Source organism: Leucobacter chromiireducens subsp. chromiireducens, assembly GCF_016758255.1.
Lineage (GTDB): Bacteria > Actinomycetota > Actinomycetes > Actinomycetales > Microbacteriaceae > Leucobacter > Leucobacter chromiireducens.
In genome coordinates, this window is sequence record NZ_QYAD01000003.1 from 454,583 (window position 1) to 474,503 (window position 19,921).

Here is a 19,921-nt window from a genome sequence, read left to right on the forward strand (position 1 = left end):
TGCGGGTCGCATTCGCGACCGCACACCGTATCGAGGAGTCACCATGAACCTTCACACATCCCTTCGCCGCTTCGCCCTCATCGCGCTCCCCGCGGCGGCCCTGCTGCTCGCAGGGTGCTCAAGCGGCGCGCCCGCAGCGGGTGGTCCCGGCTCCGGCACGTCCGGAGAGGGCTCGTCCGCGGCGGGCGCGGGCCCCGAGGACTTTCAGGCCTGGCACGTGAAGTACGCGGAGTGCATGCAGGGCGAGGGCATCGACTACCCGACGCCGAGCGCCGACCCGAATGCAGCCTCCGAGGCGATCAACATCGACGAACTCGGCGGAATGGACGTGTTCGAGGCCGCCGACAAGGCATGCACGGCGAAGGTCGGTAAGCCGCCGGCCCCAACGGGACCAGATGGGAAGCCCATGACCGAGGAGGCGATGCGCGAAGAGATGTTGAAGACCACGCAGTGCCTCCGGGAGCACGGGGCTGACGTTGAAGACCCGCAGCCGGGCGTCGGGCTCACCCTCACCGAGGAGATCTCGCCCGAGGCGCTCGAGGCCTGCGGCATTTCCGGTGTCCCGGCGAACGCGGGTTAAGCGATGAGAAAGCTCTGGGTGGCGGTCGCCGCCACCGTCGCAGTCGCAGGGCTCGCAGCCACGGGACTCGTGCTCATGCGCCCAGCGACTCCGCCGCCCGTCGAGAAACAGGCGCCCGGCACCACCGTGAAGGTCGCACAGGGCGACCTCTCCGAACGCACACTCGTGCAGGGGACGCTCGGCTACGCGGGTGAACGCGCGGTCTCAGGCGGCGCCGGCACGCTCACCTCACGGGCGAAGCCCGGCTCAACCGTCGACCTCGGCGGCGAGCTCTTTGCCATCGACAACTCCCCCGTCGCCCTGTTTCGGGGGCCGCTGCCGCAGTGGCGTTCGTTCGAGCTCGGCATGACGAACGGCCCCGACGTGCAGCAACTCGAGGCCTCGCTCGGCGAGCTCGGCTATTTCTGGGGCGGCGCCGACGAGATCTTCGACGACAACACGCGGATCGGAATCCGGCTCTGGCAGGAAGCGACCGGCAGACCCGTGACCGGCGAGATCGGCCTCGGCGAGATCTTTTTCGCGCCCGGCCCGCTGCGGGTCGCTTCCGCCGAACTCGAGCCGGGTGCGACGACCGCCCCCGGCAGCCCAATCCTGCGGGTGTCTGAGCTCGGCAAGAGCGTGACGGCTGAGCTCAAGCTCGCCCAGCAGCGCCTTGCTGTTGTCGGCTCGAAGGTTGAGGTTGAGCTGCCGGGCGGCGCGAAGACCCCCGGCAGCGTCACCGCGGTCGAGCCGCCACGCACTCCCGAGAAGTCCGGCGACGGCGCGCCCGATGCACCAGCCACGGTGCCCGTGACCGTCACGCTTGACACGCCGAAGGATGCCGCAGACATCGACCGCGCGTCCGTGCGCATCGCGTTCACGAGCGAAACCCGCGAGAACGTGCTCTCCGTTCCTGTCGGCGCGCTCCTCGCGCTGCCCGGCGGCGGATACGGGCTGGAGGTCGTCGGCCGCGACGGCACGAAGACGACACAGGTGCCGGTCGAGACCGGCATGTTCGCAGGCGGCATGGTTGAGGTGTCCGGCAAGGGCATCACCGCGGGCACCGAGGTGGTGACGGCAGCCGCATGATCGAGCTCACGGATATTACCCGCAGCTTCGGCACCCCTCCGGTCGAGGTGCTCCGCGGCGTGAACCTCTCGGTCGCGGCGGGCGAGTTTGTCGGCGTCGTCGGCCCGTCTGGCTCGGGCAAGTCAACTCTCCTCAACATCCTCGGCACGCTCGACCGGCCAACGAGTGGGCGCGTCGTACTCGCGGGTGACGACGTGTCGCAGCTCAGCGACAACGCCCTCTCCGATGTGCGGTGCCACAGGATCGGGTTCGTGTTTCAGCAGTTCCACCTCACGGACGGCAGATCCGCGCTCGACAACGTTGGCGATGGCCTGCTCTACCGCGGCTGCTCGCGCCAGACGAGGCGGCGGGAGGCGGCAGCCGCGCTCGAACGGGTCGGCCTCGGCCACCGGCTGCGTCATCACCCGAGCCAGCTCTCGGGCGGCGAGCGTCAGCGCGTCGCCATCGCGCGGGCGACGGTGGGGCGCCCGGCGATTCTGCTCGCCGACGAACCGACCGGCAACCTCGATCAGGCCTCCGGAGCAAGCGTGATGGAGTTGCTCGGCGAACTCAACCGGGAGGGAACGACGATCGTGATGATCACCCATGACCGCGAGCTCGCGGCGGGCCTGCCGCGCAGCGTCCGCGTGACCGACGGCGTCATCCACGACCAGCCGACGCCGCATCACGCGGGGGCAGTCGCATGAGCCGGGCAACGGTAGAGCGATCACGCTTGCGCGCCATCGACCTTGCCGCCCTCAGCACGGCAGGGCTGCGCGCCCGGCCGCTGCGCGCCGTCCTCTCGGCCCTCGGCATCGCAATCGGCATCGCGGCGATGGTCGCCGTGCTCGGCATTTCGGCGTCGAGCCAGGCGAAACTCTCGCAGCAGCTCGACGCGCTCGGCACCAACCTGCTCACCGTCGAGGCCGGTCAGGACCTCTTCGGCGGTGAAGCCTCACTTCCGAAGGACAGCGAGGGCAGGATCATCCGCGTCGCTGGCGCCCAGAGCGCTGCGGGCGTGGGCGCGCTCTCGGGTGTCCGGATCTATCGCAGCGAGCTCATCCCGGAGGCGCAGAGCGGCGGGCTCGCTGTGCGGGCGGCAGACACGAGCCTCGCCGAGGTGCTCAATCTCTCCGTGCGCTCAGGCGCCTGGCTCACCGAAGCCACGGGGGCCTACCCAGCGGTCGTGCTCGGTGACCGGGCGGCCCGGCAGCTCGGCATCGAACGGGCCGGCTCCCTCGTGTGGCTGGGCGGTCAGCAGTTCTCGGTCGTCGGCATCCTCGACCCGGTCGAACTCGCACCCGAGCTCGACGCCTCGGCCCTCGTGGGCAAGCGGGTCGCGCTCGACCGGCTCGACTTCGACGGCTCGCCGACGCGGATGTACCTGCGCGCGGCCGAGGAGACGCTTGCCGAAACGCGCGCGCTCTTGCCGCAGACGCTCTCGCCGGAGCAACCTGAAACGATCACGGTGTCCCGCCCCTCCGATGCGCTCGCGGCGAAGGCGGCGACGGATGAGACGTTCACGGGTCTCCTGCTCGGGCTCGGTTCACTCGGGCTCCTCGTTGGGGGCATCGGCGTCGCGAACACAATGATCATCTCGGTCATCGAACGCCGGCGCGAGATCGGCCTGCGCCGTGCGATCGGCGCACGGCGCTCGCACATCAGGCGGCAGTTCCTTGGCGAGGCCCTGGTGTTGTCTGCCCTCGGCGGAGTCGGAGGCACCGGAATCGGCGCAGCAGCAACGGCGTTCTTCGCTCAGACGGGTGGGCTGCCGTACACCCTCCCACCCTTTGTGCCGATCTCAGCGATTGCGGCAACGCTGCTCGTGGGCGCGGTTGCTGGCATCGCTCCCGCCTGGCGCGCGGCGCGCGTTCCGCCAACGGTCGCGCTAAGCGGGTAGCCAGGGGACGGGGCCGCGCCTACGCTGCGAGGCGCAGCGAGCTGAGGATCCGCACGAGCGTGCGGTACTCCTCGGTCTCCGTGTAGGCGCGCGCCTCGTCCATGGACGCGAAGAGCCGCTGCTCCTCCGGGGCATACGTGTCGACCTGCATGCGGTCGGCAAACACTACGAGCCCGCCCTCGGTGTGCAGCAGGTTGTAGTACATGCACGACACCGGCGGGTGCGAGTCGACGAGGCCGAGGCTCGCGATCACGCCTGCATCAACCTGCCCCGCGCGGAAGACGACCTCCTGCGGTGAGAAGAGCTCGGTCACCCCGTCTGGCGCGGCGACGTAGCCCGGAATCTCCACCTGGGTCTCGTCGAGCGGGGTGAACTCAATCTGCGGGAGATCGCCGCACGCGCCGCCCAGCCCCTGCGCCCCACTCGCGAAGAATAGTTGCTGGGTGCCCTCCGGGTCGAGCACGGCGAACTGGTAGATGCCCAGTTCGTTCGTCTCCCCCGGCTCGCCGGCCCCGGGAAGTTCCGTGACGTTCCAGCCGGGTGGCACCTCAAAGCTGTGCGGCATCCGGGGATCGGTGAACCGCGTCCACGTCTCCTCGGTTGGTTCCGGGCTCGGTTCGGGATCGGGGGTCGGGCTCGCGGTCGGCGCGGGCGTGACCGGAGGTGCAGGATCGGGCTCGGGCGCACAGCCCGCGAGCAGCGCCGCCCCCGCGGCAAGCACAAGCGCCGCGGCGAGCGCTCCAGCCCGTCGAGCGGCGGACTTCCGGATCCCAATCTGCATGATTCCCTCGATCCGCCGCCGATTCGCGGCCCTCGCCTTGCCCGGTCTAGCGGAAGTTGACGAACTGCAGCGCGACCTCGATGTCAGCGCCCTTCAGGAGCGCCATCGTGGCCTGCAGGTCGTCGCGGCTCTTCGAGGAGACGCGCAGCTCGTCGCCCTGGATCTGCGACTTGACGCTCTTAGGGCCCTCATCGCGAATGAGCTTGTTCAGCTTCTTGGCGGTGGGCTGGTCGATGCCCTCCTTGAGCTTCGACTCGATGCGGTACTCCTTGCCGCTCGCAAAGGGCTCGCCCGTGTCGAGCGCCTTCAGCGAGAGCGAGCGCTTGATGAACTTCGACTGGAGCACGTCGAGCACAGCGAGCGCGCGCTCCTCCGTGTTCGCCTTGATGAGAATCGTCTCACCGGACAGGGTCACGTCAGCACCCACGCCCTTGAAGTCGTAGCGCTGCTCGACCTCCTTGCGGGCCTGGTTCACCGCATTCTCGACCTCCATCGAGTCGATCTTGCTCACCACGTCAAACGAAGAATCAGCCATGCCATAAGCCTAGCGGGCCGCACGCGGAAACAGTTTGCAATACCTGGAATAAGAAAAGCGAATGAGTTGCTACACTCTCCGTTGGCCCGGCGCGCTTGCGCCACCGTTGCACGAAAAGGATTTCTCCGCTCATGGCTTCTCCCGCAGTTTCCGCACCACCAACACGCCGCGCGCTTCCACGCTGGATGACCTCGTTCGGCTGGCAGATTCTCGCCGCACTCGTGCTGGGCCTCGTGCTCGGCGGCATCGCGAAGGCGATCGGACCGGACGCTGCGGAGAATCCGAACGGACTGCACGCGACCCTCGCGACGATTGGCGGCAGCTACGTCTCGCTGCTGCGCGCGGCCGTGGTGCCGCTCATCTTCACGGCGATCGTGTCGAGCATCGTGGGCCTGCGCAAGGTCACGAATGCGGCGCGGCTCGCGGGGCAGACACTGCTCTGGTTCGCAATCACCGCACTCATCGCGGTCTCGATCGGGATCGTGCTGGGCGTCGTCCTGCGTCCCGGCGCCGTCGCCTCGCAGACTGATCTCCAGACGGGAGACCCGTACACCGTGGGCACCTGGTGGAACTTCCTCACCGGGCTCGTGCCCGGCAACTTCCTCGGGCTCACCGTGGGCGGCTCCGTCGACCTCGAGACCGGCGCGCTCAGCGCGAACCCGAGCTTCAACGTGCTGCAGGTGATCGTCGTGTCTGCCGCGGTCGGCATCGCCGCGCTGAAGGTCGGCGAGAAGGCGGAGCCGTTCATCACGCTCACGGAGTCGGCGCTCGCCGTCATCCAGAAGGTGCTGTGGTGGATCATCCGCATCGCACCGCTCGGCACGGTCGGCCTGATCGGCAACGCGGTCGCCGAGTACGGCTGGAGCACGATGGGCTCGCTCACCGCGTTCGTCGGGGTGCTCTACCTGGGCCTCGCGCTCGTACTGTTCGTGGTCTACCCGATCCTGGTCCGCGCGCACGGGCTGTCGGTCAAGCAGTACTTCTCGGGCGTGTGGCCCGCCGTGCAGCTGGGCTTCGTGAGCCGCTCGTCGATCGGCACGCTGCCGCTCACGCAGCGCGTCACCGAACGCAACCTAGGCGTGCCGCGCGGCTACGCGTCCTTCGCCGTGCCGCTCGGCGCGACAACGAAGATGGACGGCTGCGCCGCGATCTACCCGGCAGTCGCCGCGATCTTCATCGCGCAGTTCTTTGGCATTGAGCTGACCATCGTGCAGTACCTGCTCATCGTGCTCGTCTCGGTGGTCGGCTCGGCGGCGACCGCCGGCACCACTGGCGCAACGGTGATGCTGACTCTCACGCTGTCGACGCTCGGGCTGCCGCTCGAGGGCGTTGGCCTGCTGCTCGCCGTCGATCCGATCATCGACATGGGCCGCACCGCGGTGAACGTTGCCGGCCAGGCGCTCGTGCCCGCGATCGTGTCGAAGCGCGAGGGCATCCTCGATGAGGAGCTCTACAACGCGCCGCGTCGCGGCCAGGCGTTCGACAACGAGGACGTGGACTCGGCAGCGGGCCCCACCCCCGCGGCGCAGCTCGCGTAACCACTCCATCAACGCACTCAGGCGAGGGCGATCCGGTTCACTCCGGGTCGCCCTCGCCTGTTGTTCTGTGCCGCGACTCCGCTTAGCGCACGGAAGCTCGGCGCATCGCGAACCAGGTCCCCACGAGCGCAACCAGGATCGCGAGGACTGCGCTGAGCGCAACCCCGCCACGGGTGATACCCGCGAAGATCTCGCCCAAGTTTGGCGCGAGAATGAGCACCGTCAGCGCGAGCGCGAGGCCGAGTGCAAGACCCAAGATCCCGGGGCCCTTCGCTCCGAAGCGCACCCAGATCGCACCGAAGAGCCCACCCACCGTGAGGCAGAACAGCACCCCGAGGAAACCGCTCACCGCGAGGATCAGGGGGTTGCCGGCGCCGACCGCGTACACGTCGAGCACGTACGCGTTCGAGAACCAGTGCCCGGTGGCGAGCTCGAGGCCGAGGAGCGCCACGAGCAGCAGCGCAACGTAGGCGGCCTGCAGCACATTCGAGATCATCGTGCCGAGGATGAAGTTGCGGCGCGTGGTGCCGAGGGCGAGCGCGAAGGGGTAGGTCGTCGCGACGGCCTGCACGCCGTAGTAGATGAGGAAACCGGGGAGCGACCACACCACACCCATGTTCATACGCGCGCCATCAATGTATTCGGCACTGCCGCTGGCCATGCCGGTGGCGCGCTGAATCGCGAGCGCGATGATGATCGACACAAGGAGCACGATCACCAGGATGATCGCCGGGGTGCCGAGATAGTTGCTGAGCCTGTTGAGGTGCAGCCGGGTGACCTTCAGTGTGCGGTTCATGAGCGGTTCCCTTCCAGGCTGGGCGTGCGGGCGGCGTCGGCCGCGAGGTCATCGTTCACGCCGTAGGCGGCAACGAGGTCCTGCAGCGAGACGGGGGTGATTTCAAGGCCGACATCCGTCGCCGCGGCGCGCGCCTCGGGTGTGAGCGCCTCGTCGACCACCGCGGACGCAAGCCCGCCGATACCGCGGCGCGAGAGCACCGGCCGGCCGACGAGGAACCCGTCGAGCGCGGACGCCTTCCCGGCGAGCTGATACGCACCGCCGCGCAGCTCCTCAACGTCCTCATGACGCACGACGCGGCCCTGGTCGAGCACGATGACGCGCTCGAGCAGCCGATCCATCTCGTCGATGAGGTGCGTGGAGAGGATGATGGTGCGCGGATGCGCCACGTAGTCACTCAGCAGCTCGTCGTAGAAGATGGCGCGCGCCGTTGCGTCGAGTCCGAGGTAGGGCTCGTCGAAGAAGGTGATCGGCGCGCGGGAGGCGAGGCCCAGCACGATGCCGAGCGCGGAGAGCTGGCCGCGCGAGAACTTCTTCACCACGGGCTTCGTGGGAATGCGGAACTGCTCAATGAGCCGGTCGGCGAGCTCCTGCGACCAGTTCGGGTAGAAGATCGCTGCGGCACGGATCGCGTGCTTCAGCTTGTAGTCGTCGGGGTAGCGCTGGTTGTCGCGCACGAAGCACATCTGCTCGATGGTTTCCGCCCGCTCGAAGGGGTCGTGGCCCGCGACGCGGAGGCTGCCTGAGCTCGGGCGATCCTGCGCGGTGAGGAGCGACATGAGCGTCGTCTTCCCGGCGCCGTTTCTGCCGAGCAGCCCGGTGATGGCGTTCGCTCGGATGTCGAGCGTGACCCCGTCGAGCGCCACGGCGCCGCGGTAGCGACGCGTGAGCTCGCGGGTCTCGATGGCGATGTCGGTCATGAGTTCGGCTCCTCCTTCTCGGAGATGATGCGGATCAGGTCTGTGGTGGTGAGGCCGAGCGAGCGGGCCTCCTCAAGCAGCGGGTCGACGTAGCGCTCGGTGAAGTCGCGCTGGCGCTCCGCCTGAATCTGGGCGCGCGCGCCGGGGGTGACGAACATGCCGATGCCGCGTCGCTTCTCGAGCACGCCCTGGTCCACCAGAACACCGAGCGCCTTCCCCGCCGTCGCGGGGTTGATGCGCAGGTGCGCGGCCAGCTCGTTCGTGGAGGGCACCTGCTCCCCTGCGGCGTACACCCCGCGCAGCACCTCGTCGGCGATGCGGTCGGCCAGCTGCAGAAAGATCGGTCGAGTGTCGTCGAACACATCCACCCCTTCCTTGGTTCATTACTTCACTAATGAACCTACGCACCACATTCCAGGTTGTCAAGAATCTCGCTTCATCAGATGATGATGTGGGTGGGCTTACTTCACACATTTCGTTGCGACGGGCCCACACCCCGCCCCCAGCAAGGAAGTGCCGCATGCCCGCTCAGAACATCACCGTCTCCCACGCCGACACCGGACTCGTCACCGCCGAGGTGGCACGAGCCGAACGCATCTCGCCCAGCTTCGTTCGCGTGACCGTGAGCGGGGCCGACGTGCGCGAGTGGCGCGGCCTCGGCTTCGACCAGTGGTTCCGTCTCGCCATCCCCGTGGCAGGCGACGCAACCCGGTTCGATCGGATGTCCGAGCGCTTCGACATGCGCGGCTACCTCCGCTACCTCACCCTCCCGAAGGCCACACGCCCCGCGATCCGCAACTACACCGTGCGCGAGTTCCGGGCGGAACTTGGTGAGATCGATATCGACTTCGTGGTGCACGGCGGCGGACACGACGATGAGCACGGCGGCACCGACGCCGGGGTGGCTGGGCCGTGGGCGACCGGACTCCCCGTTGGCGCACGCGTCGCACTGATCGACCAGGGCTGCGGCTTCGCGGCGCCGAGCGAGGCGGCTCCGCACGTGCTGCTCGCGGGCGACGAGAGCGCGCTTCCCGCCGTCGCAGGGATCCTCCGCGATCTCCCCGCTGAGGCAACGGGCGACGCGATCATCGAGGTGCCGGAGGCGGCAGACCGGCAGGAGCTCGTGCACCCCGCCGGCGTTCGCGTGCACTGGCTCAACCGGGCAAACACCCCCGCCGCTCGACCCGGCACCGCGGCGCTCGACGCGCTCCGCGCGCTCTCGCGTGAACCCGGCACCCGGATCCCCAGCCGCGCGTTCGTTGCCGGCGAGCAGCAGCTTGCGAGCGGCGGCCGCAAGCACCTCGTAAGCACGCTGGGCATCCCCAAGGAGGCGGTCACCTTCTGCGGCTACTGGCGGCAGAAGTAACGCCTGATCACACTCCCCAAAACTCGCGGCGCGGGCTATCGTGAGGGCAGGGCGACTCCGTCCGGGGCGTCCTCCCGGCACGCGAAGGAGCCACCGTGACCTCAGCAGACCGTTCCGTCTCCCTGCACCCCATGCACCGGCGCCCGGGTGATCCCGCCACGGTGGCGCGTCACCGCATCCCCGAGCAGGGCATGGATCCGCTCACCGCGTTTCACGCGGTTCGCGACGAGACGATGCTCGACGGGAATGCCCGGCTGAACCTCGCGACGTTCGTCACGACGTGGATGGAGGAGGAAGCCTCCGAGCTCTACCGCGAAGCGTTCGACAAGAACATGATCGACAAGGACGAGTATCCGCAGACCGCCGCGATCGAGCAGCGCTGCCAGCGGATCATCGCGGACCTGTGGCACGCACCCGACCCCGACGCGGCGCCCGCGACCTCGACGGTGGGCTCGAGCGAGGCGTGCATGCTCGCGGGGATCGCGCTGAAGCGCAGGTGGCAGCATCGACGCGAGGCTGCGGGCGCTGAACCCGCGCGCCCCAACCTCGTGATGTCGAGCGCGGTGCAGGTCTGCTGGGAGAAGTTCTGCAACTACTTCGAGGTGGAGCCGCGGTACGTTCCCGTGAGCGACGAGCACCCGATGCTCAGCGGGGCGGCACTCGACGCGGTGGTCGACGAGCACACCATCGGGGTGGTGGGCATTCTCGGCGTTACCTACACCGGAGCCTATGAGCCGATCGCGGAGCTCGCCGCGGCGCTCGACGCGATCGAGCGGGATCGCGGACTCGACATCCCGATCCACGTTGACGCCGCCTCAGGGGGCATGGTGGCGCCGTTCATCCAGCCTGAGCTGGAGTGGGACTTCCGGCTGACGCGCGTCGCCTCCATCAACACCTCGGGCCACAAGTACGGGCTCGTGTATCCGGGGCTCGGCTGGGTCGTGTGGCGAGACGCAGCGGCGCTGCCCGAGTCCATGATCTTCCGGGTGAGCTACCTGGGCGGCGAGACGCCGACGCTGGCACTCAACTTCTCGCGCCCGGGCGCGCAGGTCCTGCTGCAGTTCTACCTCTTCCTCCGGCTGGGCCGCGAGGGCTACGCCGAGGTGCAGTCGGAGTCGCAGCGGATCGCTGTGCACCTGTCGAGCGCGATCGGCGCGATGCCCGCCTTCGAGTTGGTGAGCGATGGCACCACGATCCCCGTGTTCGCGTGGCGGCTCCGCGCGGAGCACACGGACAACTGGACCCTCTTCGACCTGTCGGACCGGCTGCGCATGCGCGGCTGGCTGGTGCCCGCCTACCCGATGCCCGACAACCTTGCCGAGCAGATCGTGCAGCGCATCGTGGTGCGCAACGGCCTCACGATGGACCTCGCGGATGCGCTCCTCGACGCGATTCGAGAGGAGACCGCCTACCTGGAGTCGCTGACGAGCCCGCTGCCGCACCCAACCGCGCACCCGGCGTTCTCCCACTGACCCCCTCCGCCCTCTGAATCGGGGTCACTTGGGCAGGGTGTTGCGCGTGGGCGGATGGCGACACCCTGCCCAAGTGACCCCGATTCAGGGGGCGGCGGGGAGCCAGGCCGTGGCGCGCAGGCCGCCCTCCGGCTGCGGGGTGAGCACCAGGGCTCCGTCATGCACGCGCACGATGCTCTCCACAATCGCGAGGCCGAGCCCCACCCCCGCGGAATTGCGGCGGGTGCGCGTGGCGCCCCGCTGAAACGGCTCGGTCAGCGTGCGCACGAGCTCAGCGTCAAGCACGGGGCCCGAGTTCGACACGCTCACTTCGACGACACCGTCGCCCCGCCGCGTCTCGATCCGCACGGTGCCCGCGGTGGGCAAGTTGTAGACGATCCCGTTGTGCACGAGGTTCGTGATGAGCTGCAGGAGCAGCGCGGGTGAGCCGCTCGCGAACACCGCTGGGCCGTCCGCTTCGAGCGCCACCCCGTGACGTTCGGCAAGGGGCAGGAGCGTCTCGATGGCCTCTTCAGCGAGCAGTGAGAAGTCGACGCGCTCGGGCGTGAAGGATCGCTGACCGCTCCGGCTCAGGAGGAGCAGCGCTTCGGTGAGCTCAATTGCGCGCTCGTTCACGGTCGACAAGCGGTCGATGAGCGCTGCCGGATCGAGTTCGGGATCGCGCCGGGCGACCTCAAGCGTGGTGCGGGTGATCGCCAGCGGCGTGCGGAGCTCGTGCGAGGCGTTTGCCGCGAAGCGCTGATGTTCGCCGACGTTTGCCTGCAGTTGCGCGAGCATCGCGTCGAAGCTGTCGGCGAGCTCGCGGAACTCGTCGCCCGGCCCCTCGAGCCGCACCCGCGCACCGAGGTCACCCGCCCCCGCGGCACGCGCGACGGCGGTGATCTTCGCGAGCGGTGCCAGCATGCGCCCGGCAAGCAGCCAGCCGCCGACCACGGCGACGACAAGTAGGAAGACGAGGGCCCAAGCTGCTGCCGGCAGGAATGCACGCACCAGGTCGTCGCGGCCGGGCATGAAGATCTCGTAGATCAGCGCCGCGTCCTGCGGCACGTAGCGCAGCAAGAAGCCCCACACGACCGCGAGGAGCGCGACGCCGGAGAGCATCAGGAACGCGACGTAGCTGAGCGTGAGCTTCAGCCGCGCACTGAACCCCGGCGGCCGGGTCACGCGGGCTCCGCCTCGCCCGCCTCGATCCGGTACCCCACACCCGGAACCGTCGAGATAATGCCGGGCTCGCCGAGCCGCTTGCGCAGCGCCGACACGGTGATGCGCACGGCGTTCGTGAAGGGGTCTGCGTTCTCGTCCCAGGCGCGCTCGAGCAGTTGTTCGGCACTCACCACGCCACCCTCCGCCGCCACGAGTACCTCCAGCACCGCGAACTGCTTTCGCGTGAGCGCCACGTACTTGCCTTCTCGGAACACTTCGCGCCGGAAGGGGTCGACCCGCAGCCCCGCAATCTCGCGCACGGGCGGGCGGTGGTGCGCTCGGCGACGGTCGAGCGCGCGCAAGCGCAGCACGAGCTCCTGCAGCTCGAAGGGCTTCGTGAGGTAGTCGTCGGCACCGAGCTCAAACCCGGAGGCCTTATCGTCGAGCCGATCGGCCGCGGTGAGCATGAGGATCGGGATCCCGGAGCCCGACTCGACGATTCGTGCGGCCACCTCGTCCCCCGAGGGGCCCGGAATGTCACGGTCAAGCACCGCGAGGTCATACTCGTTCACGCTGAGCAGCTCGAGCGCGGTATCGCCGTCACCCGCGATGTCTGCCGCGATCGCTTCGAGGCGCAAACCATCGCGAATTGCCTCGGCCAGAGCTGGCTCGTCTTCTACGAGTAACACGCGCATGGCTCCATGCTACGAGCCTGCGCGTATCGCGGGCGTATTGATTTTCGCACCAGAACTACACACGTGTAGTTTCCATCCACAGACCTTTCCCCAGCTTGTGGATAGATTCGTCCACCGCTTGTGAATAGTGGGGATCGACGCGCCCGGCTTGTCGCAGCGCGTCACCCAACTGCGCCGATGGCGCGCCCGGGCCCCTCCTCGATTCGACACGAAACTCCCCGGAAATCCGCGTGATTCCGCCGAACTCGAAGAATTCGCTCCATGAACCCGGCCCGAAAAACTACAGCTGTGTAATTCTCCACAGGCTGGGGACAGTCCTGTGGAGAACGTGTTAAAAACCTGGGGAAACGAGGATTCCGCACTCGAATGCGCGGGTCACCGCGCGGGTCCGATCGGACACCTCGAGCTTCTCGAAGATGTGCAGTAGGTGAGTCTTCACGGTCGACTCGCCGATGACCAGCTGAGCGGCGATCTCGGGGTTGCTGAGGCCCTGCGCGACGAGCCCAAGAATCTCGGTCTCGCGGGGTGTGAGCCGCGGCCGCGCAACAGGGGTGCGCATGCGCGCAACAAGCTGGGCGGCGATCGACGGCGCAAGGACGGTCTGGCCCGCCGCAACCGCTTCAACAGCGGCAAGCAGTTCGGCGGCCGGGGCTGCCTTCACGAGGTACCCGCTCGCCCCCGCCTCGATTGCGGCGAGGATCTGCTCGTCCTCTTCGTAGGTGGTGAACACCAGCACGCCGGGAGCGGCGGCAGCGCCCGGATACTCGCCGCGCGCGATGCGCCGGGTCGCTTCCACCCCACCCATTCCCGGCATGCGCAAGTCCATCAGCACCACGTCGGGCTGCGCATCACTGAGCAGCGCGAGCGCGGCCTCGCCTGATTCTGCCTCCCCCACCACCGTGACACCGGCCTCGGTTTCCAGCAGGCCGACAATGCCGGCGCGCACAATCGGGTGGTCATCGACCACGAGCACTCGGCTCATTCGCGGCCCCCTTCCATCGTGCGCGGCGACAGCCGCGCCTCCAGCACGGAACCCGCGTGCTCGGCCGCACCAAACTGCACGGCACCTCCGATGGCCCGCGCTCGCTCCGCAAGACCCGTGAGCCCGAAACCGCCGACCGCCGCACCGGGCGAAGCCTGAGCCGAGCCGTCGTGTTCCGCGGCAGTGTGCGCGGGCCCCACCCCATTGTCGACCACGCGCAGCAGTGCGCCGCCCCCGGGGAGACCGGTGAGGGTGAGCGTGACGCGCGTTGCACGGGCATGCTTGCGGGCGTTCGCGAGGCCCTCCTGCGCCGCGCGCAGAAGCACGACCTGCTGCTCGCGATCAAGCGGCACGTCCTCAAGGGCACACGCCACGGCCAAGCCGGTGTCGGCCTCCAGGCGCGCCGCGACCCGCTCGAGCGACGCGTTCAACCCGCTCTCGCCGAGCGGTTGCGTGGTTGCGACGAGTGCCCGCGCCTCGGCCACCGACTCGCGCGCTGCTGCCGACACCCGGCCCGCGCGCTCGGCGGCCCGCGCGGAATCGCCTGCGGCGAGCGCGCGCTCGGTCTGCTCGCTCAGCATGACAAGCCCCGCGAGGGTCTGCGTGAGCGTATCGTGCAGTTCGCGTGACAGCCGCTCGCGCTCCGTCGCGGCCCCGCGCGCCACCGACAGTTCAGCGACCTCGGCCTGCGCAAGACGCAGTTGCTCCGCGAGCTCGCGGTGCCGCTCCCCCTGCTCGTAGATCGACGTGATCCACATGCCCAAAATCACCGCGAAGGTGAACGAAGCGCCGCCGATGCCCGCAGCGGTGAGCATCGGGTTCGGCACGTCATGGCGGAGGAAGGAAACGCCGGCGCCCACCGTAATGATCAGCGCAAGCACCGCACTCCAGGCGACCGCGCGCAATCGCCCCCGCCGCCGTGCAGCGCGCGCGCCGAACCGCGCAACGTCTGAGGCGCCGACGCCCGCGATCACCCAAATCATGGGATAGACGATGGCCTGCAGCGTGGCGAAGCTGGTGCTCACCGCCGCCCCGAGGCCGACAACGAACACGACACCGGCGAGGAACACGAGATCCCACCAGATCCGCGGCTCGTCGAAGGCGGCGCGGCGCAGTGCCGGGCGGCCGAGCACAGCGTACAGCACCACGAACGCGCCCAGCACTGTGAGTGGCGCCACCACGTCGCTCGCGGCGAGGCCCCCGCCGCTCGCCCAGTTCAGCGCACCAATGCCGCCCGGCACGCACATGACGAGCACGAGCACGACGACCCCGAGGTCCCACCACCGCAGCGGGTGTGGTCGGTGCTCGGTCTGCGCGCTCATGGCATCACTCTCTCACGGGCCCCGGACATTTCGCGGCCCGGCTTACGACCGACGCTGCCACCGGAACGTCAGGAGGCTCACCACAAGACCCGCAATGAGCCATCCCGCGAGCACGAGGGCGACCGTGCCGATCTCCCAACTGCCGGAGAGCTCGGCTGCCGCCAGGTGGTCGGGCAGGAATACGCTGCGCATCCCCTGCGCGAGCCACTTCAGCGGGAACACCGATGCAACGTGCTGGAGCCACTCGGGCAGCATGGTGAACTGCAGGTAGATGCCAGAGATGAACTGCAGAACGAGTACCACCGGGATCACGACCGCCGAGGCGCTGCGCGACGAGCGCGGCAGCGCCGAGAGCGCGACCCCGAGGAGCGTCATCGTCGCGATACCGAGGAGGAACAGCCAGGTGAGGCGCAGCCAGGCCTCCGGCTCACTCGGCAGCTCAACACCGAATGCCATCACGGCGAAGGCGAGCAGCAGCGCGAGTTGCAGCACCGAGGTGATGAGCGTCACGCCGATCTTGCCAATGAAGTAGCTGACGGGCGAGAGCGGAGTGCCCCCGAGCCGGCGCAGCCAACCATCGCTACGCTCGCGCGCGATGTCGATCGCAAGATTCTGCACACCCGCGAGCAGCGGACCAGCGGCAACAAGCCCGGGCAGGTAGTACGCCGCCATCGAGACGCCCCCGGTGCCGTCGGGCAGCTGCCCCACCTCGCCCATCGATTGGAACGCTGCGCCGAAGATACCGAGGAGCATGATCGGAAAGAGGAAGGTGAAGAACACGGTGTCGGGCACGCGGAAGTACCCGCGCAGTTCGAATCCGATTGCGCGCACGCCATCGCTGAGCACGCCGCCGCGCGCCCGCGGGCCGGCCGCCCGCTCCTCTGTCTGCGTCATCGCGCGTCCTCCTGTCCATTCTGGGCGATCAGCCCGAGATACACCTCTTCAAGATCCGGGCGCCGCACCTGCAGCTCGCCGGGCTCGCCGCCCGGGATCCCCGCTGCGAGCGCCGCCTCCCGCAGCTGCGCCACACGCGCCGCGGGCGCCTCGCTGCGCTCCTCGTGAAGCACACCGGCGGCATCGCGCCAACTCACCACTGGGACACGCGATTCGGCGCCGCCGAGCTCCGCGGGCGGGGCCTCCGCAACGATGCGCCCGCCCGCGAGCACACCCACGCGATCCGCGAGCCGCGCCGCCTCGTCGAGGTAGTGGGTGGTGAGCAGGATGGCCACTCCCTCCTCTGCGAGCCCCTCGAGCATCTCCCAGAACTGGCGCCGGGCGGCGGGGTCAAAACCCGTCGTCGGCTCGTCGAGGAACACCAGTCGGGGGCGCCCCACGATACCGAGCGCGACGTCGAGACGGCGCTGCTGCCCGCCCGAGAGCTTCGATGCGCGCACGCCGGCCTGCTCCGTGAGACCAACAAGCGCAAGCACCTCGTCGATGCCGCGCGGTCGCGCATAGAGCGCACCAAAGTGCGAGATGAGCTCGCGCGGGGTGTATGGCCCGGCATCGCCGGTACTCTGCGCCACGATGCCGATCTCGGCCCGCCACGAGCGTGGGGCGGCGAGCGGATCTTCGCCCAGCACGCGCACCTCGCCGGCGTCGGCCCGGCGCACCCCCTCGAGGATCTCGATCGCGGTGCTCTTGCCCGCACCATTCGGCCCGAGCAGCGCGTAGGTTTCACCTGGCGCCACGTCGAGGTCGAGGCCGGAAAGCACCTCGCGGTCGCCGTATCGCTTCTGCAGTCCGCGCACCCGGATGGGGGCCGCGTCACGTTCGTGGATCATGCCTCTAGCCTCGCGGGAACGCGCGCCGTGCGGCAGCGACCAAGCGACGGATTTCCGCATCCACCGGTCGGTGGATGCGCGCGGCACGGGCCTGGCCGGGCGTAGGCTGGAACGGTGACCAGCACCGCAGCTTCTGTACCCAGCCCGCTTCCCCGTTCATTCGCGTCCGACAATTGGGCCGGCGCGCACCCGGAGGTGCTCAGCGCCCTCACAGCGGCGAACGCCGGCCACGCTCCGGCCTACGGCGGCGACCCGTGGACCGCCGAGTTCCAGGAGCTCACGCGCACCCTCTTCGGCTCCGAGACCGAGGCGTTCCCGGTGTTCAACGGCACCGGCGCGAACGTGCTCGCGCTCCAGGCCGCGCTGCCCCGCTGGGGCGCGGTGATCACCCCCCGCACGGCCCACATCAACGGCGACGAAGCGGGTGCCCCGGAAAAGACCGGCGGCCTCAAGCTGCTGACGGTGGACACCCCGGACGGCAAACTCACCCCCGAGCTTGCCGCACGCGAGGCGTGGGGATTCGGCTCGGAGCACCGCTCGCAGCCGCTCGCGCTCTCCGTCTCGCAGGTCACCGAGCTCGGCACCTGCTACACGCCGGATGAGCTGCGCGCGCTCGCCGATTTCGCGCACGAGCACGGCATGGTGCTGCACATCGACGGCTCACGGCTCGGCAACGCGGCCGCTCACCTCGGCGTCTCGCTCGCGGCCCTGACGAGCGAGGTGGGCGCTGATCTGCTGAGCCTCGGCGGCACGAAGAACGGACTGCTCGGTGCCGAGGCCGTCCTCGTCTTGCGGCCGGAAGCCGCGCCGGGCATGAAGTTCCTGCGCAAGATCAACCTGCAGCTCGCCTCGAAGATGCGTTTCATCTCCGCGCAGTTGCTCGCGCTCTATGGCGGCGACCTGTGGCACCGATCCGCGAGCCACGCGAACGCGATGGCGGTGCGGCTCGCGACGGGCATCGAGGCAATTGACCAGATTGGGATCGCGCAGCCCGTTGCCTCAAACGCCGTGTTCGCGACGATGCCCCAGGCCACCGCCGCTCGTGCGCAGGAGCGCTTCGCGTTCGGCGCGTGGCCCGGGGACCCTGAGCTCTACCGCCTCATGTGCGCGTGGGACACGACGCCCGAGGACGTCGACGCGCTCCTCGCCGCGCTCGCGGGCTGAGCCTGCGCTACGCCACCTGCGGCGCGCGGCGCGGGGTGAATCGCGACAGCGCGAACGCGAGCACCAGCGCGGCGATAATACCCACGACGGGCGGGATCCCGATCCCGAGCTCGCCGGCGCCCCACGCGAGCGCGCAGGCGACTGCGTACACGCCGAGGTTCAGCCAGTTGAAGCGCGGCAGCGCCTCACCCTCGGGCATCTGCGTACGCCGCCAGCGTGCCAGGTAGTCGCCGATGATCACGCCGCCGAGCGGCGGGATGAACGTGCCGAGCAGGCCGAGGTACTGCGGCAGGTGCTCACCCACTCCGAGGAGCGCGAGCACGGTGCCGATGATGGAACCCGCGATGACGAACGGGGTCTTGCTGGGCCGCTCGAAGAGCTCTGCCCCCGCGACGCCGAAGGAGTACGCCGCATCTGCGTTCGACTTCCAGAGGTTGCCGAATAGCAGGAACAGGCCCCAGCCGATGAGACCGAGCTGGAAGAGCACGAGCACGAAGTCGCCCTCCCCGAACGTGATCGCCCCGATCGCACCGAAGAAGATCATCAGGCCGTTGCCGATGAGGAAGCCGACGACGCACGCGATGACCGCCTGCTTTCCGGTGCGGCCGAAGCGGGTCCAGTTGGGCGCCTGCGTTCCTGCGGAGACGAAGGTGCCGACCACGGTGGTCACCGCGACGGCAAGCGTCATCTCGCCAGCGGGCTCGATCGCGGCGAGGCCGGCCCAGCCGCCCACCTCTTCGAGCGAGCGGAACATCACCCAGAACGCGAGGATCAGGATCAGCGGAGTCGAGATGAGCGACACCCAGTACATGCCGCGGTACCCGTAGACGGCGGTGGCGCACATCAGCGCGCTCACCACGATCATGACGACCGCGCGCGGTCCGAATCCATTCCACTCGAACGCCTGCGCCGTGAGTTCGCCGATCGTGCCGACCACCACGCCGTACCAGCCGATCTGCGTGCCACCGAGCAGCACGGATGCGAGCTTCGAGCCGCGGGTGCCGAGCGTGTAGCGCGCCATGACCACGGTGGTGAGGCCCGTGCGGGCGCCGATCCAGCCGAGCACCGCGACGTACGCGCCGAGCACGAGGGAACCGATCGCGATCACCACGAGCAGGTCTCGCAGCCCGAACGCCTGGCCGAGCGATGCGCCCGCCAACATGGTGGGCGTGAACACGGTGAAGCCGAGCAGCACCACCATGAGCGAGAAGAAGCCCTTGCGCGCGTGCTGCGGGACCGGGGTCACCGGGTAGTCGGGGTCGACGACGCGCGCGTCGGCCGCGGGCGGTTCCTGCGTGACGCGGTCCTGGGCGGTGGGCTCGGGGGACGTGTCCCGGCTCACGCGCGGGGCTCGATGCCCGCTGCGGCCGTGCCGAGCTCCTCGGTCTCCACGCCGATGTCCTCAGCCCAGATCTCGGGGCGCTCGTCCATCATGCGCTGCATGAGCCCGCGGCAGGTGTCGTCGTCGGCCGCGACGAGCTCGACGCCCTTGCTGCGCAGCCACTCCTCGGACGCCTCAAAGCTGTCGCTCTCGCCGATCACGATGCGCGGAATGTCATAGAGGATCGCGGTGCCCGCACACATCGTGCAGGGCGACAGCGTCGTGTAAAGGGTGCACTCGCGGTACACGCTTGCGGGGAGGCGGCCGGCGCGCTCGAGGCAGTCGGTCTCGCCGTGACGGATCACGCTGCCGTCCTGCACGCGGCGATTGCGGCCCACCGCGAGCACGCGGTCGCCCTCCGGTCCGTGGTGCACGAGTGCGGCGCCGATCGGCACCCCGCCCTCGTCCCAACCGAGCTGTGCCTGCTCGATCGCGAGGTCGAGGTATTTCCGGTCGTTGTCGCTCAATGCCATGACTCAAATCGTACCGCGCGCCGGATGCCTGCACGGTCGGCG

21 protein-coding genes are annotated in these 19,921 nt (G+C 69.1%); 8 read left to right on the forward strand and 13 right to left on the reverse strand.

Annotation, left to right across the window (positions count from 1 at the left end; translation table 11 throughout):
- Positions 1-43: 43 nt before the first annotated feature.
- Genes D3226_RS10760 through D3226_RS10775 form a run of 4 tightly spaced genes read left to right on the forward strand, consistent with a single transcriptional unit; the run spans position 44 to position 3,527 of the window.
- Complete coding sequence (locus D3226_RS10760) at positions 44-580, forward strand: hypothetical protein (protein WP_202382528.1); 537 nt, start codon at positions 44-46, stop codon at positions 578-580.
- A 3-nt stretch (positions 581-583) separates the two neighbouring features.
- A complete protein-coding gene (locus tag D3226_RS10765; RefSeq protein WP_202382529.1) occupies positions 584-1,648 on the forward strand; it encodes a peptidoglycan-binding protein in 1,065 nt (354 codons plus the stop codon).
- Complete coding sequence (locus D3226_RS10770) at positions 1,645-2,334, forward strand: ABC transporter ATP-binding protein (RefSeq protein ID WP_202382530.1); 690 nt, start codon at positions 1,645-1,647, stop codon at positions 2,332-2,334. The genes D3226_RS10765 and D3226_RS10770 overlap by 4 nt, the downstream gene beginning before the upstream one ends.
- A complete protein-coding gene (locus D3226_RS10775) occupies positions 2,331-3,527 on the forward strand; it encodes an ABC transporter permease (protein ID WP_202382531.1) in 1,197 nt (398 codons plus the stop codon). The genes D3226_RS10770 and D3226_RS10775 overlap by 4 nt, the downstream gene beginning before the upstream one ends.
- Positions 3,528-3,546: 19 nt before the next feature.
- Here D3226_RS10775 and D3226_RS14735 read toward each other — a convergent pair whose 3' ends face one another.
- A complete protein-coding gene (locus D3226_RS14735) occupies positions 3,547-4,308 on the reverse strand; it encodes a hypothetical protein (protein ID WP_237462680.1) in 762 nt (253 codons plus the stop codon).
- A 46-nt stretch (positions 4,309-4,354) separates the two neighbouring features.
- Positions 4,355-4,843, reverse strand: coding sequence for a YajQ family cyclic di-GMP-binding protein (locus tag D3226_RS10785; protein ID WP_202382532.1), 489 nt, complete (start codon positions 4,841-4,843; stop codon positions 4,355-4,357).
- A gap of 131 nt (positions 4,844-4,974) precedes the next feature.
- Here D3226_RS10785 and D3226_RS10790 point away from each other — a divergent pair, with 131 nt between their 5' ends.
- A complete protein-coding gene (locus D3226_RS10790) occupies positions 4,975-6,381 on the forward strand; it encodes a dicarboxylate/amino acid:cation symporter (protein ID WP_202382533.1) in 1,407 nt (468 codons plus the stop codon).
- A gap of 82 nt (positions 6,382-6,463) precedes the next feature.
- Here D3226_RS10790 and D3226_RS10795 read toward each other — a convergent pair whose 3' ends face one another.
- The 3 genes from D3226_RS10795 to D3226_RS10805 are packed head-to-tail and all read right to left on the reverse strand — an operon-like array spanning position 6,464 to position 8,459.
- Positions 6,464-7,177, reverse strand: coding sequence for a hypothetical protein (locus D3226_RS10795; RefSeq protein ID WP_202382534.1), 714 nt, complete (start codon positions 7,175-7,177; stop codon positions 6,464-6,466).
- Complete coding sequence (locus D3226_RS10800) at positions 7,174-8,097, reverse strand: ABC transporter ATP-binding protein (RefSeq protein ID WP_202382535.1); 924 nt, start codon at positions 8,095-8,097, stop codon at positions 7,174-7,176. Before D3226_RS10800 ends, D3226_RS10795 begins: the two co-directional genes overlap by 4 nt.
- A complete protein-coding gene (locus D3226_RS10805) occupies positions 8,094-8,459 on the reverse strand; it encodes a GntR family transcriptional regulator (protein ID WP_202382536.1) in 366 nt (121 codons plus the stop codon). The genes D3226_RS10800 and D3226_RS10805 overlap by 4 nt, the downstream gene beginning before the upstream one ends.
- Positions 8,460-8,617: 158 nt before the next feature.
- Between D3226_RS10805 and D3226_RS10810 the strand changes: the two genes are divergently transcribed.
- Together D3226_RS10810 and gad are read left to right on the forward strand one after the other, a co-directional pair.
- The gene (locus D3226_RS10810) at positions 8,618-9,463 is read left to right on the forward strand and encodes a siderophore-interacting protein (RefSeq protein ID WP_202382537.1); all 846 of its coding nucleotides are present in this window, start codon (positions 8,618-8,620) and stop codon (positions 9,461-9,463) included.
- A 131-nt stretch (positions 9,464-9,594) separates the two neighbouring features.
- Positions 9,595-10,935, forward strand: coding sequence for a glutamate decarboxylase (gene gad, locus D3226_RS10815; protein WP_202382625.1), 1,341 nt, complete (start codon positions 9,595-9,597; stop codon positions 10,933-10,935).
- Positions 10,936-11,019: 84 nt separating this feature from the next.
- Here gad and D3226_RS10820 read toward each other — a convergent pair whose 3' ends face one another.
- The 6 genes from D3226_RS10820 to D3226_RS10845 all read right to left on the reverse strand — a co-directional run bounded on the left by D3226_RS10820 (position 11,020) and on the right by D3226_RS10845 (position 16,861).
- Positions 11,020-12,099, reverse strand: a complete 1,080-nt coding sequence (locus tag D3226_RS10820) for an ATP-binding protein (RefSeq protein WP_202382538.1) — start codon at positions 12,097-12,099, stop codon at positions 11,020-11,022.
- Complete coding sequence (locus D3226_RS10825) at positions 12,096-12,773, reverse strand: response regulator transcription factor (protein WP_202382539.1); 678 nt, start codon at positions 12,771-12,773, stop codon at positions 12,096-12,098. Before D3226_RS10825 ends, D3226_RS10820 begins: the two co-directional genes overlap by 4 nt.
- A 331-nt stretch (positions 12,774-13,104) precedes the next feature.
- On the reverse strand, positions 13,105-13,755 hold the full coding sequence (locus D3226_RS10830; RefSeq protein WP_202382540.1) for a response regulator: 651 nt from the start codon (positions 13,753-13,755) through the stop codon (positions 13,105-13,107).
- On the reverse strand, positions 13,752-15,077 hold the full coding sequence (locus D3226_RS10835; RefSeq protein ID WP_202382541.1) for a sensor histidine kinase: 1,326 nt from the start codon (positions 15,075-15,077) through the stop codon (positions 13,752-13,754). Before D3226_RS10835 ends, D3226_RS10830 begins: the two co-directional genes overlap by 4 nt.
- Positions 15,078-15,119: 42 nt before the next feature.
- Positions 15,120-15,971 (reverse strand): ABC transporter permease, encoded by an 852-nt coding sequence (locus D3226_RS10840; RefSeq protein WP_202382542.1) that lies wholly within the window; start codon positions 15,969-15,971, stop codon positions 15,120-15,122.
- On the reverse strand, positions 15,968-16,861 hold the full coding sequence (locus tag D3226_RS10845; protein ID WP_202382543.1) for an ABC transporter ATP-binding protein: 894 nt from the start codon (positions 16,859-16,861) through the stop codon (positions 15,968-15,970). The genes D3226_RS10840 and D3226_RS10845 overlap by 4 nt, the downstream gene beginning before the upstream one ends.
- A gap of 114 nt (positions 16,862-16,975) precedes the next feature.
- On the opposite strand from D3226_RS10845, the gene D3226_RS10850 reads away from it, so the two are divergent.
- On the forward strand, positions 16,976-18,025 hold the full coding sequence (locus D3226_RS10850; protein ID WP_202382544.1) for a beta-eliminating lyase-related protein: 1,050 nt from the start codon (positions 16,976-16,978) through the stop codon (positions 18,023-18,025).
- Positions 18,026-18,032: 7 nt separating this feature from the next.
- Here the strand turns inward: D3226_RS10850 and codB are convergent, their stop codons facing one another.
- Positions 18,033-19,367, reverse strand: a complete 1,335-nt coding sequence (gene codB / locus D3226_RS10855) for a cytosine permease (RefSeq protein WP_202382545.1) — start codon at positions 19,365-19,367, stop codon at positions 18,033-18,035.
- A complete protein-coding gene (locus tag D3226_RS10860; protein WP_202382546.1) occupies positions 19,364-19,879 on the reverse strand; it encodes a nucleoside deaminase in 516 nt (171 codons plus the stop codon). Before D3226_RS10860 ends, codB begins: the two co-directional genes overlap by 4 nt.
- Positions 19,880-19,921: the final 42 nt, after the last annotated feature.